Annotated in this window: 11 protein-coding genes and 1 pseudogene; 6 read left to right on the top strand and 6 right to left on the bottom strand. The window is 37.6% G+C overall.

What is annotated here, in order from left to right; genetic code table 11:
- The first annotated feature begins 102 nt into the window (after positions 1 to 102).
- Both ACYIB7_RS12295 and ACYIB7_RS12290 read left to right on the top strand, forming a co-directional pair.
- Positions 103 to 372 (top strand): type II toxin-antitoxin system Phd/YefM family antitoxin, encoded by a 270-nt coding sequence (locus ACYIB7_RS12295; protein ID WP_480337219.1) that lies wholly within the window; start codon positions 103 to 105, stop codon positions 370 to 372.
- Positions 347 to 685, top strand: coding sequence for an addiction module toxin RelE (locus tag ACYIB7_RS12290; protein ID WP_480337218.1), 339 nt, complete (start codon positions 347 to 349; stop codon positions 683 to 685). The genes ACYIB7_RS12295 and ACYIB7_RS12290 overlap by 26 nt, the downstream gene beginning before the upstream one ends.
- 211 nt (positions 686 to 896) lie before the next feature.
- Here ACYIB7_RS12290 and ACYIB7_RS12285 read toward each other — a convergent pair.
- The 4 genes and pseudogenes from ACYIB7_RS12285 to ACYIB7_RS12270 form a co-directional block, all read right to left on the bottom strand.
- A pseudogene (locus tag ACYIB7_RS12285) lies at positions 897 to 1,954 on the bottom strand (phage integrase SAM-like domain-containing protein); the annotation flags it as partial.
- Between the two features lie 869 nt (positions 1,955 to 2,823).
- Complete coding sequence (locus ACYIB7_RS12280) at positions 2,824 to 3,315, bottom strand: hypothetical protein (RefSeq protein ID WP_480337217.1); 492 nt, start codon at positions 3,313 to 3,315, stop codon at positions 2,824 to 2,826.
- 252 nt (positions 3,316 to 3,567) lie between these two features.
- On the bottom strand, positions 3,568 to 4,026 hold the full coding sequence (locus tag ACYIB7_RS12275) for a topoisomerase C-terminal repeat-containing protein (protein ID WP_480337216.1): 459 nt from the start codon (positions 4,024 to 4,026) through the stop codon (positions 3,568 to 3,570).
- A 148-nt stretch (positions 4,027 to 4,174) separates the two neighbouring features.
- Complete coding sequence (locus ACYIB7_RS12270; RefSeq protein WP_480337215.1) at positions 4,175 to 6,865, bottom strand: calcium-translocating P-type ATPase, PMCA-type; 2,691 nt, start codon at positions 6,863 to 6,865, stop codon at positions 4,175 to 4,177.
- A gap of 200 nt (positions 6,866 to 7,065) precedes the next feature.
- On the opposite strand from ACYIB7_RS12270, the gene ACYIB7_RS12265 reads away from it, so the two are divergent.
- On the top strand, positions 7,066 to 7,557 hold the full coding sequence (locus ACYIB7_RS12265; protein ID WP_480337214.1) for a DUF4251 domain-containing protein: 492 nt from the start codon (positions 7,066 to 7,068) through the stop codon (positions 7,555 to 7,557).
- Here the strand turns inward: ACYIB7_RS12265 and mnmL are convergent.
- Positions 7,547 to 8,479, bottom strand: a complete 933-nt coding sequence (mnmL, locus tag ACYIB7_RS12260; RefSeq protein ID WP_103982615.1) for a tRNA modification radical SAM protein MnmL/YtqA — start codon at positions 8,477 to 8,479, stop codon at positions 7,547 to 7,549. The two genes, ACYIB7_RS12265 and mnmL, sit on opposite strands and share 11 nt — an antisense overlap.
- A 92-nt stretch (positions 8,480 to 8,571) precedes the next feature.
- Between mnmL and ACYIB7_RS12255 the strand changes: the two genes are divergently transcribed.
- Genes ACYIB7_RS12255 through ACYIB7_RS12245 form a run of 3 tightly spaced genes read left to right on the top strand, consistent with a single transcriptional unit; the run spans position 8,572 to position 12,781 of the window.
- Positions 8,572 to 10,746: a S9 family peptidase gene (locus ACYIB7_RS12255; RefSeq protein WP_480337213.1), complete on the top strand. Its 2,175-nt coding sequence runs from the start codon at positions 8,572 to 8,574 to the stop codon at positions 10,744 to 10,746.
- A complete protein-coding gene (lipA, locus tag ACYIB7_RS12250) occupies positions 10,746 to 11,591 on the top strand; it encodes a lipoyl synthase (protein ID WP_099464236.1) in 846 nt (281 codons plus the stop codon). Before ACYIB7_RS12255 ends, lipA begins: the two co-directional genes overlap by 1 nt.
- Before the next feature lie 59 nt (positions 11,592 to 11,650).
- The gene (locus ACYIB7_RS12245; protein ID WP_099464842.1) at positions 11,651 to 12,781 is read left to right on the top strand and encodes an NUDIX hydrolase; all 1,131 of its coding nucleotides are present in this window, start codon (positions 11,651 to 11,653) and stop codon (positions 12,779 to 12,781) included.
- Between the two features lie 11 nt (positions 12,782 to 12,792).
- On the opposite strand, the gene ACYIB7_RS12240 is transcribed toward ACYIB7_RS12245, so the two are convergent.
- Positions 12,793 to 13,287 carry a metallophosphoesterase family protein gene (locus ACYIB7_RS12240; RefSeq protein WP_099464235.1) on the bottom strand — a complete coding sequence of 165 codons (495 nt, stop codon included), beginning with the start codon at positions 13,285 to 13,287 and terminating at the stop codon, positions 12,793 to 12,795.
- Between the last annotated feature and the right edge of the window lie 19 nt (positions 13,288 to 13,306).

Genomic DNA, 13,306 nt, shown 5'->3' with positions numbered 1-13,306 from the left:
AAACAGAACAAACAACAAGTAAATTAATAAAAAATGCGTCCAATTTGGCAACCAATAAATAAAACACTATCTTTGCTACAGAAACAATAAAAGCAAAGAATTATGTTAGTAATCAGCACAAGAGATTTCAGAGCCAACCAAACTAAGTTCTTGGATATGGTCAATAACGGCGAGGACATCATATTGAAGTCAAGGGAAAAGGGCAGTTTTAAACTTGTCCCTGTCAAAGAAGAAGATACCATTATCGACAAACGGGATATAATGGCAGAACTCAAAGGAGCTTTGCAACAGGTCAAAGATCACATGGACGGAAAAATACAACTCAAATCGGCAGAAGCCTTGTTAGATGAGCTTAGAGTTTGTACCCTCTGATTATTTTGCTACGGAACTGAAAAGGCTGGCAAAGCGTTACAGAGGGCTTGCCGATGATTATGAAGCCTTTTTGAACAGTCTAAAAGAAAGTCCCTTGCAAGGGACGGAAATAGCTCCCAATATCCGCAAAATCCGAATGCCCATTACAGCCAAAGGACGGGGCAAATCCGGTGGCGCTCGTGTCATTACCTACAATGCTCTCATTGCAGAACAAGAGGGGAAAATATACTTGCTGCTTATCTACGACAAGGCGGACGCATCGAGCGTAAAGATGAATATCGTTAAACAGATAGTCAAGGATTTAGGGCTATGAATGACATAATACGTTATATAATAAACCACGTAATCCAATAGGTTATTTACTATTAAAGGTTATGGTACAGTTTATTTTCCTACTATTACATAAACACTCGGAGTTGATTCGGTTACGGTAAATGAGGAACTTAACTAATACGAGCATATTTGATTTTGTGGTATTTAGCAAAACAACGTGTAAACAAAGACCTTTGCTGGGATAACATTCATGCTTTCTCCCATTTTTTCATTACTTGCTTTAAGTGTTTTATCGTATAAAGAGTATATATATCCGTCGTTTTGACAGATTGGTGTCCAAGCATTTTTTGGACTGCATCTTTAGGTATATCCAGTTCCAGTGAATTTGTTGCGAAGCTATGCCGTGCAGTGTGAAAGGATATTTTCTTTTTGATTTTAGCAATTTCAGTTATTTTCCGGATATGTTTATTGATCATTTGGTCAGAGATGACATTAAAAACGACATTTTTGAAATCAGGATTTAAAAAACGTTTAGCTTGTGGTATTATTGGGATGTTTACTTGACGTTCTGTTTTATGCATGTTTAGTGATATTGTATTATCATTAATGTTGTTGTATGTTAGGGTTTTCATATCACTTAAACGAAGACCGGTATAGCAACAGAAAAGGAATGCGCGGAGTGATTCTTTTTCATTAGCTGATAGAATGGGAGAGTGGTATATCTTTTCCAGCCTGGCTATTTCTTTTAATGTCAGATGCTCCCTTTGCTTTTGATCGGTGGTTATTTTATAGTTTAAAAAGGGTGATGTTTCAATAATTCCATCTTTTTGTGCCCTGCTTGTAATAGCTTTCATCCATTTAAGAGACTTTGCTATTGTATTCCGTTCATTTTGGCACTTTATAGCTAAATATGTTTCATATTTATGCAGGAAAGGTCTATATCAGAGAAATATAAAGTCCTTTTAAAACGTTTTAAAACGGCTATATGGGATTTGTATCTTTTCAGGGTGGATGGTTTAAGGGTTGTGCTTAGGTTTTTCCATTCTTGTTTTATGTACCCGTAGAAAGACTTGGAAGAATCTTGTTCACCGGTTAAGGCCTTAATGGCGTCATCGAGATTGATATTATGTTTTTTAATAATGCATTCGGTTTCATAGTTTATAATTCTGTTTTTATAGATTGTAAGAAGTTTATTTTTCCTGGAACAATCCGTATCACCTTTTTTCACGACCTGTTTATCTTCATTCCAATTTTTACTGTTTAGTGCAATATTAAGAGATCTTTTTTTGTTTGTCCTGGCATGGATCAATACCAGGTATAATGGATAATCCCCATTTCTTAATTTTCGATCTTTACGTAAAGTGAATTTGTAGCTAAATTTATTCATTTTCTTCTGATTTTATGGAGTAACATTTGGCTAACAAATTACGATAATAAGCAGTAAATATGGAAATGGGTCAAAACCTGTTACCATTAAGGCTTTTCGAAACCTGCTTATAATGAACTATCCTTTTAAGCTTACAAAACAAGAAAAAGACAAAAGTTTATATGTACCTATTTTGGTTTTTGAAATAGATAATGTATTATTTTTACTTAGCTAATATATTTCTAATTGATTGTATTTTAGCCATAAAAAGATTTTACATTCTGATCAAAACCTTAACTACCGGTTCAAATAACTTAACTATACATTTGCGTTATAAAAAGAAAGAGGCGATACTCAATCAAAAAGATGAAGAAAAATGGCTTGACCCTTCGTTAGATAAATCTGGATAGAAAATTTTCTTAAGCCGTTTCCTGCTGATCAGATGGATGCTTACATAATTGACAATGATTTTCTGAAAAAAGATCAGATGACCCTACGATATTGAAAAATAATGACTAATCCTATAAATCTGTTATGACTATTTAGGACTAGTCCCTATTTGATTGGTAGATTACTCTGTCCAAGAAGGATCTCTATCTCCTTTTTGCATAAAAGCAAAATCGTTAATTAGGGAACGCCAAACTCCTGGTTGAGCATTTGCGTCATTCGCAATAGCATAAATTTCAGTCGTGACAACATGAGCATGGCCGAGCAAATACCTAATATAAATGAGATTTATTCTAGCTTAAAGCATACGAAATGGGGTACCCCAATTTTTATGCGTGGGTATAATCCCACTCTAAATTATATAATTATTGATAATCTATTCTTTCTTTTAGAGTAAATTCTTTCCCTGTGTTAGTAGAATTTGCACACCATAGGATTTCATATTTATCACCTGCGATATGCTTTCCTAATATATACACTTGTACTCTATTCGGTATCACCGATGAATCATAGGTAAAAATAGCAGTTAAAGTGTCAGAACCTTTTTTACCACGACTTGCATGATAAAGCATATCGCCATTTAAAGTATTATTTGCAATAGCTTCTGTATACTGAGGGTTACTTCCATTAGCTGGTATAAGTTGAATGCCGTTCAAATATGTAACTATTTGTGTCCAAACCGGGCTGTCATCATCTAACTGGTCTCTTCTTTTTAGAAGAGAATTAGCTTGATTGGCAAACATAGCTTTTGTATTACAAATAAGAGGGGCTGGAGGCACTGCAGGTGCTAATACAAATCCTGTTACAGGTCCTGCGTTTTGATTATAAAATAAAATGTCATTCAAATTTGCTGCCATAATATTAAATACTAATTTTCCTACTCTCTCAAAGGTTTTTCGGAACTCACCTATAAATTAACTATCTCTGTAAGCTTACAGTAGCAAAGATATAGGTAGTATAAAGGAAAAGGTATTGTAATGTTTGAGGTTGGGAATAAGGTTTCTGAATTTAAGAAATAAAGCTTTAAAACGAACGTTCGGATGAATACAGTAATATTATAGCTTAGTAATTGTAATAAATACACGAACATAACCATTTAAAGAAAAAAGTTAGGGCTTTAGGCCTTTTTGTTGTCTGTTTTCCAGATTTTTACCAACTTCTTGTTGTTCTTTTCTTTGTTCAAATTCAAATAATCCTTTTTGCGAATTCCAGAGTAAAGGGGCTTTAAATTTTTCTCCGCTTTTCTTTTCCAGCTCCATCCAAACAGGGTTCCCGTTTTGAAGTTTTTCTTTTTGTTCGGGAGTAAATATTGCTCCCATAAATTGATCCCTGACGGGGAACTCCATGTGGATCGTTCCTTTTTGCTTGTCTAAACAAACAAATGCATCAAATTTATTGCCACTTTTGGAAACCATGTCCTGAAGTAAAACTCTCTCTCCGTTTGCAAGTTTATTTTGTTGCTCTTTAGTCAGTTTTACTTCCTTGATAGTTTTAGGTATTATAAATTCTCCATTTCTCTGTTTTGGGAAATCATATTTAAAACGTGAGGTTTCCTCATTATAAGACACTTCAGCAGAAAATGCGTAGGTCGCCGGTTCAAGTCCGGCTTTCGGCTCATGATTTGTAAGATTTAGAACATAAAAAAGGTAGGCAACTTTTTACAATTAGTTGCCTACCTTTTTCGTTTTAGGTGCTGACCTTTCTGTAGAAATATGCCTACTTCTTTTTGAGGAGGCTCTGAATGAAGCGACATGCTTCTCCGATCCATAGGACAAATGAACTGGAACCGATAATAATTGCCCAATCTTTCCATGAAAGAGGTATGACACTAAACATTTTTCCACCGAAAGTAACGATCAGATATTGCCCTATAACGATAATCAGAGCAACAAATAAAAAGCTTTTACTTTCTTTCAGATTGGCAAAAGCAGAGGTGCCTTCCATGAATGCTTTAGCATTAAACATATTCCAGAATTGCAGCATAACGAAGAAACTGAAGAACCATGATAAATCATGAGGCGTTAATCCATCTTCTGCATGGAAGTATAAAAGCAGTCCTATCAGGATGATGACGAAAGAGATACCGACCCCAAAAATGTTGTAGGCCATTGAACGGGTAATGATGAAATCTCCTCCTTTTCCGCTTTTACGTGGCTTGTCTTGCATTACCTTTTCGTTGGGAGGCAAAGATGCTAAAGCTCCTGCTGCGAATGTGTCCATAATAAGATTAACCCACAACATTTGTGTAATGGTTAATGGAGATTCGGTGCCAAGCAACGAACCTAGTAAAACGATTAGGCAGGCTGCCACGTTAATCGTTAACTGGAATAACAGGAACTTTTGTATATTACGGTATAGAGAACGCCCCCACATAACGGCACGGGTGATACTGCCAAAGGAATTATCTAAGATAGTGATATCGCTGGCTTCTTTGGCTACGGATGTTCCGTCTCCCATGGACAAACCTACCTGGGCTGCTTTTAGTGCAGGAGCGTCATTGGTTCCGTCTCCGGTGACTGCCACTACTGCTCCTTTTTGTTGAAGCAACTGAACAAGACGTTGTTTGTCTGTAGGGCGGGCGCGGCACATGATTTTGAGGTCTAAAACACGATTAAGTGCTTCATCATCACTTAACGCTTCAAAATTAGGTCCGGTAATAATATTGTGTTCGGTGTCGTTTGTTTGCCAAGTGCCTATTTGCCTTCCGATTTCTTTTGCGGTTCCCGGTGTATCTCCGGTAACGATCTTAACGTCAATGCCCGCGTTAAGACAACTTTGCACAGCTGCCGGAACATCCGAACGGACAGGATCGGAGATAGCTACGATTCCTAAGAAAGTAAGATTTGCATTATGAAGTTTGCCATTTGCAAAAACAGATGTTTCCTGTTTGTCGTCTAATACCTGATAAGCGAATCCCAGTGTACGCATGGCTTGGTTTTGATAATTCAGCAGTTGCGTTTCTATGTTGGCTTTACAATCTTCAACCGGCTTAAATGTTCCGTCGGTTGCGACACGCTGACAGTTGGCCAACACTATTTCAGGAGCGCCTTTTACATACAATATTGTCTTGTTGAGTAAAGGTGATTTTACGACAGTGGCCATATATTTTCTCTCCGTAGAGAAGGTCAATTGCTCTATTACGGCTGCATTTTCTCTTAAGTCCAGATAGTTCTGCTGTTGACTGTTTAACCATAGAAGCAGAGCGGCTTCAGTTGGATTACCTAGTGTTTTAACTTTATCGTTGTCCGAGAAATCCAGATAGGCAGTAGAGTTTACAGAGATACCTTCTTTTATTAAATTGCTAATCTCATTGTCTTCAAGTTTCTGGCCTTTCAAATTATAGAAATTAGTTTGATGTACTTGCATCTGGTTTTGCGTTAATGTACCGGTTTTGTCCGTACAGATAACAGTTGTTGCTCCCATCGTTTCGCATGCGTGCATTTTGCGGACAAGATTGTTTGTCTTGAGCATTCGGTTCATACTCAATGCGAGACTTAAGGTAACACTCATTGGCAAACCTTCCGGTACTGAAACTACGATTAACGTAACGGCTACCATAAAAATGTTCAGAATATGGGCTATCAGATCCATAACCGGCATGCCGGATGATGAAAGAAGTAACTTAGCCAATAAAGCAATAAAGGTGAGGGCGGCTATAGAATAACCGGCTTTGCTGATTACTTTGGCTAAACCGGCTAATTGCGTTTGCAGAGGCGTTTCTACACCGCTTTCTATTTGTGATCCTTCATATACTTTGCCATATCCGGTGGCATCTCCTACTTTTTCTACTTTCATTATTCCGTGTCCGTCTATAACGGTAGTTCCACGCATAACTACATTGGACGGATAGGTGGCTTCGTGGTCAAAATCGGCTTCATTGGTTGTTTTGCTGATAATTGGTTCGCCTGTTAGGGTTGACTCATTTATTTGAAGTGAAATAGCTTCCAGCAGGCTTCCGTCGGCTGGTACTTCTTCTCCTGTCTCCAGTACAATGATGTCGCCTACTACAACCTCTTTTTTGGATATCTGGCATATGTTTCCGTCACGGATGGCCTTTACCAAAGTATCGTCATTAACCGTATTTAAAATATCAAATGCCTTGTTTGCTTTCATTTCAAAGAAGAACCCTACGCAACTGGCAAGCATGATAGCGAAAAAGATTCCTATCGGTTCTAAAAAAGCAGTAAAACCTTTAGCCTCCGGCCCCCAGCAGTGTACTCCGGCGATAATCATGGAAAGTATCCAAGCTACAAGTAAAATTTTGATGATGGGGTCGTCAAACTTTTCTAAAAACTGGCTCCATAGTGAAGCTTTTTCAGGAGGTGTTAATATGTTCTCTCCATGCAGCTGTCTGCTTTCTTCAACTTCTTGTTTAGTTAAACCCCGGTACTGATGTTTTTGCTCCATATAATTTATAATACTATTTATTGCTTTTATGGCGATAAAGATAGATAAAGTTGTCGAACTTACACAAGGTGTTTATTTGCCAATACTCATAATCTCCTTTTTTAGATTATTATTAAGTTATTTTATATCTGTTAATTAAACCTTTTGGTTTGACTAATTGTCTTATATATAAAAGCTAGTGGTGTTTAGTGTTTAAGGTTATGAAGAATGTTAGGTTAGTTTTCTTGCTGGGGATTGTCCTGTTAATTGGCGGGCAATCCCTTTTTGCTCAAAGTAATAAAGAGAAAAAGGTGCAAAAAGAGTTGCAGGTGCAAAAAATGATTGACAAGGGTCATTTCAAAATAGATGTAAACCGTTCTATTCCAATGAGTGGAAGATCAGTTAATCTAACTTCTTCTTATTCATTAGAGGTGAAAGGAGATTCAGTGATTTCTTATCTCCCCTATTTTGGACAGGCTTACTCTGTTCCTTATGGTGGAGGAAACGGGTTGCGTTTTGAGAAACCCTTGAGCGAATACAAAGTAACTTATAAAAAGAAGGGAGATGCACAGATAAAATTTAAAGTTCGTACAGATGAAGATAACTATACTTTCAATGTGCAAATTTACCCTAACGGTTCATCAACCATTAATGTAGTACCGGTCAATAAGCAGAGCATTACATTCTATGGAGAAGTTGCATCTATGAAATAGTAGAGATCAAACGGCCTTGCCAAGTGTTTCGTTCGGCAATTCGTTTGTTTACTTTGGCTGTGAATTCAAAGTTCTTTAGTCCCCAATCGGGTGCAATAAGCAGTTCTTTGGGAGACTGAGATACGAACCTCTCTACTACAATAGAGGGGTTTAACCGTTCAATAAAGTCGATTACCAATTCGATGTATTCGTCAACCGTATACAGATGAAATAAGTCGGGATGCTCTGTATACTCTTTAGCCATGCGCGTGTTGCGGATCAGTTGTAATTGATGCAGCTTTAATGTGGTAATGGGCAGTGCAGATAAAATATCGGCATGATGCAATATTTCTTCTCTGCTTTCTCCGGGCAATCCTAAAATAAGATGTACTCCCGTATAGATACCCATGCCGGCTGTACGTCGAATCGTTTCTTCCGATTCCGAATATGTATGTCCGCGATTAATGTGTAACAAGGTCTTATCCAATGTGCTTTCTACTCCATATTCTATCATAACGAATTTGTGGGTGGATAGCCTGGCAAAGTATTCCAGTAATGTGTCTGGCATACAGTCAGGACGTGTACCGATAATAATACCTTCCACTCCGGGATAGCTCAGGGCTTCTTCATACTTCCTGATCAATATTTCCGTTTCGTCATACGTATTAGTGTAGGCTTGGAAATAGGCAAGATATTTCATGCCCGGATATTTACGGGAGAAGAAACGTATGCCTTCTTCAAGTTGTACGGTGACACTTTTTTCAGTATGACAGTATTCTGGGCTGAAAGTCTGGTTGTTGCAGTATGTGCAACCGCCAAAGCCCTTTAACCCGTCCCTGTTTGGACAGGTGAATCCGGCGTTAATAGATATTTTTTGTACTTTATAAGGGAATATTTCCTTTAAAAAGTCTCCGAATTCATTATATGGTTTAGTATTTTTCACACAGCAAAGATATATAAAAACTTCTTATTCATTGCTTTTATGTTAACTTTGCAACTTAATTTAAAGTACAACAATACTACTATAAATAGATAATGAAAAGAATAAGTCTTTGTATATTGCTCTCATTGGTAGCAATGGGAAGTGCTTTTGCTCAGAATGGAAGTAAGCAGTTAGGTTTGAAAGAGATAACGGATGGAAAGTTCCGTCAGGTTACGAATATTGGTGAAATGCGTTCATTGCCGGATGGCGAACACTATACGGCAATGAGTAAAGATAAGAGTATGATCATTAAATATTCTTACCGTACAGGTAATCCGGTAGACACTCTGTTTGATACCGGTAGAGCCCGTGAATGTACGTTTGTAGATTTTGACGGATATACGATCAGTAACACCGGACATCATATTTTGGTCTGGCGTGAAACAGAGCCTATATACCGTCGTTCTTCTAAAGCTGTTGTTTATGATTATGATGTCCGTCGTAATTATTTGAAACCCCTTACGGAGTCTGCCAGTAAACAAATGATCCCCACTTTTTCTCCTGACGGCCGTATGTGTGCCTATGTACGTGATAATAATATCTGGTTGAGAAAGTTTGACTATGATACGGAAGTACAGGTAACGAAGGATGGTGAATTAAATAAAATATTGAATGGTATCACAGACTGGGTATATGAAGAAGAGTTTGCTGTAACGAATCTGATGGCTTGGTCTCCTGATAGTGAATATTTGGCGTATGTTCGCTTTGATGAATCGGAAGTTCCGGAATATTCTATGCAGATGTATGGAGATGGACTATATCCGGGTTATTATAATTATAAATATCCGAAAGCCGGACAGAAGAATTCAAAAGTAAGTGTTCATTCATATAGTATTGAAACGAAAGATACTAAGACACTGAAAGTGCCGGGTGCCGGGGATATTTATATTCCAAGGATCGTCTTTACCAATAATCCTGACCAGTTGGCTGTTATGACATTGAATCGTTGGCAGAATGCTTTCAATATGTATTATATTAACCCGAAGAGCGGCGTTTCACGTTTGGTTCTTCGCGAGGATAATAAAAGCTATATTGATTCGGATCTGATGACATCTATCCAGTTTATGAAAGATGGTTTTGTATATGTCAGCGAACAAGATGGCTATAATCATATTTATCTCTATTCGCCGACAGGTGTTATGCAACGCCAGGTAACGAAAGGTAATTGGGATGTTACTAAATTCCTGGGGATAGATGAAGCAACGAAGACTGTTTATTACCAATCGGCAGAAGAAAGCCCGATTCGCCGTTCTGTTTATAAGATAGATGCAAAAGGGGTGAAGACTAAACTCTCTACAGAGGAAGGAACGAATAATGCTACGTTTAGCGATAATTTTGCTTACTATGTAAATAATTATTCAAATGCCAATACTCCGGCAAAGATCACGGTAAACGAAACTAAAACAAAAAAAACGTTACGCGTGTTACAGGATAATATGGCCTTAAAGAATAAACTTTCTGAATATTCATTTGCCCGGAAGGAGTTTATGACAGTACATACGGCATCAGGTTATGACTTAAATGCTTGGATTGTGAAACCTGCCAATTTTGATTCTTCGAAGAAATATCCGGTAATGATGACACAATATAGTGGCCCGAACTCTCAACAAGTACTAGATCAATATAGTTTTGACTGGGAGTATTATTTGGCAAGCAAAGGCATTGTTGTGGTTTGTGTTGATGGTCGCGGGACTGGTGCCCGCGGGGAAGCATTCCGCAAATGTACATATTTACGTATGGGAGATATCGAATCTCATGATCAGGTCGAAGCTGCCCAAGCATTGGCTAAACTTCCTTATATAGATAAAAATAGAATGTCTATCTGGGGTTGGAGTTTTGGCGGCTATAATACGTTGATGGCTTTGAGTACCGGCAACGGAACTTTTAAGGTGGGTATTGCTGTAGCTCCTCCTACAGACTGGAAATATTATGATTCTGTGTATACGGAACGTTTCATGCGTACCCCTAATGAGAACTTTGAAGGTTATGCGGCGACCTCTCCGCTTCGTAAAGCAAAAGATTTGCAGGGAAAATTATTATTGATACACGGAACAGCAGATGATAATGTTCACTTTATGCAAACAATGGAATATGCCGAAGCATTGGTGCAAGCTGGTAAACAGTTTGATATGCACGTGTATAAAGACCGGAATCATAGCATCATTGGTGGTAATACACGTTATCATTTGTATACCAAAATGTCTAATTATTTATTTGATAACTTGTAATGGCAGAACATTTGAGGAAGCCGGATTGGTTGAAAATCCGGCTCGGAGGAAACGACCAATTCACAAAGACAAAAAACATAGTAGAATCTCATTGTTTACATACAATCTGTACTAGTGGTAAATGTCCGAATATGGGTGAATGCTGGAGTAGAGGAACAGCTACCTTTATGATTGGCGGTGAAATATGTACGCGTTCGTGCAGGTTTTGTAATACGTTAACAGGTAAACCTTTACCTTTGGATTTGAAGGAGCCTGAGAATGTAGCCGAAAGTATCCGTCTGATGGGGTTGAAGCATGCGGTTATCACCTCGGTAGACCGTGATGATTTGTCAGACCTGGGTGCAAAGCATTGGGTGAATACGATTCGTAAGATTAAAGAGATTAATCCTGAAACTACAGTGGAGGTTCTCATTCCCGATTTCCAGGGAAATCTTGAATTGGTGGATATGGTGGTTAATGCTGCTCCTGAAATTATTTCGCATAATATGGAAACTGTGCGGAGAATATCTCCGTTAGTGCGTAGCGCCGCAAAATATGATGTGAGTTTAGCCGTATTATCCCATATTGCAAAGAGCGGGATAACAACCAAAACAGGTATTATGGTTGGATTGGGAGAAAGCTCTGAAGAAGTGTATGAGTTAATGGATGATGTGTTAAAAGCCGGTGTCTCAGTACTGACCATCGGACAATATCTTCAACCCTCGAGAAAGAATATTTCTGTTGTAGAGTATATAACCCCTGAACACTTTGAATCTTATAGATTGACAGCATTAAAAAAAGGTTTTAATAAAGTGGAGAGCGCTCCGCTTGTACGTTCATCTTATCATGCGGAAAAGCATATTTAATTGATGAACTTTTGTGAATGTTGGTTGTTTTATTATAAAGCGGATGAAAGGGGGGGAGAATGAATAAAGTAAAGAAAGGGTTGGATAATCAGGCAATAGGATTATTGCCTCTATTGCTATTTATGTTTCTGGATAATTATTTTTCTTATTTATTATCCTTTATAATAGGTATTACTTTTTGTTTCGTTTGTATCTTTCTTTTCCAAGTGCTGATAAAAGAGCGTGTTTACCAGTTTTTATTATTGCCTTCTGCTGCTACACTAGTATTGTTTTCTGTTTTTCTTTGTTTGAAGCTGGAGCCTGTTTTATATGTCTATTCACCTCTCATTACAGAAGTTATATTGGTTGTAGTTCTCACTATAGTGGGCTTTTCAAAACGTACAATTTTACAAAAAATCAGGGATTCTAAAAAACCGACTTATAAACGGACATTACTTCGTACAACTTTAAATGAATTTTATTTTGTATCCCAGATTGTCCAGAATTTCTATACACTACATTTATTTATTATCTTGCTTTATAGCATTCTTCCGGATTCGATACAAAGTGTGCGTACAGAACGTTTTTTATATAGAGAATTAGGCTTGATTATCGGCGTATGTGTTATTCTTTATGAACAGATTCGTTTGTCTTTGATGAGAGGAAGCCTGAAGAAAGAAATGTGGCTACCTGTATTGAACGAAAAAGGTAAAGTAATAGGTTGTATTGCCAGGTCGGTAAGCCGTGCTTTATCAAAAAAATATTATCATCCGGTTGTCCGTATAGCAGTTATCTATGACGGAATGTTGTATTTGGCAAAGAGAAGTCACGAGGCTTTTATTTCTCCGAATATGTTTGACTATCCATATTATAGTTATGTGTTGTTCAGGCATAGCATAGAAAATACAGTTAAAGAAACTCTTGGTAGTTTAGGTAAAGAGGAAGGTATAACTCCTCGTTTTTTAATCCGTTATACATTTGAAAATGAAAAAGTAAAACATCTTGTTTCATTGTATGTGGTGTGTCTTCGCAAAGAAGATCAATTAAAAATGTGCAAAAAACGAGAAGGTAAATTGTGGACTACGAAACAGATTGAGGAGAATATGAATAAGGGTGTATTCAGTGAAGCCTTTGAAAAAGAATTTCCCTATTTACAGAATACCGTTTTGCTGGCAGAACGTTTTTGTTGCGAAAATCCTGTAAAACAGTAGAACTTTTTCTTTTATCTGTGTCCTAATTCAATAACTTCAAGATCTTTGATCGCTTTGTCTTCTATCATAAAACGGACTAATGTTCTGACTTGATGAAATCCACTCTTTCCCGCTGCTCCGGGATTTATATATAAGCAATTCAGATTTTTATCGAATACCACCTTTAATATATGCGAATGGCCTGCAATAAACAGGTTGGGGCGTGTGTCATATAGTTCTTGTCGAATTTCAGGATTATAGCGTCCCGGATATCCACCGATATGTGTCATCATTACATTCATCCCTTCTGCATTGAAATGGGCAACTTTGGGATATTGCAAACGTGTTGATTGTCCGTCTATATTGCCAAAAACAGCTCTCAATGGTTTTAGTAATGCAAGTTTGGAGGCCAGTATATCTGAACCGATATCGCCTGCATGCCATATTTCATCACACGTTTTAAAGTATTCCGAATATTTGTCATCCCAGTATCCATGCGTATCTGAAAGAAGTCCAACTTTAAGCATAACAATTTCTTTTATCCGA

This window comes from Parabacteroides sp. KHUB-03 (assembly GCF_056640975.1).
Note: the sequence above shows the minus strand (reverse complement) of the source record. Positions and strands in the feature narration are given on the sequence as shown.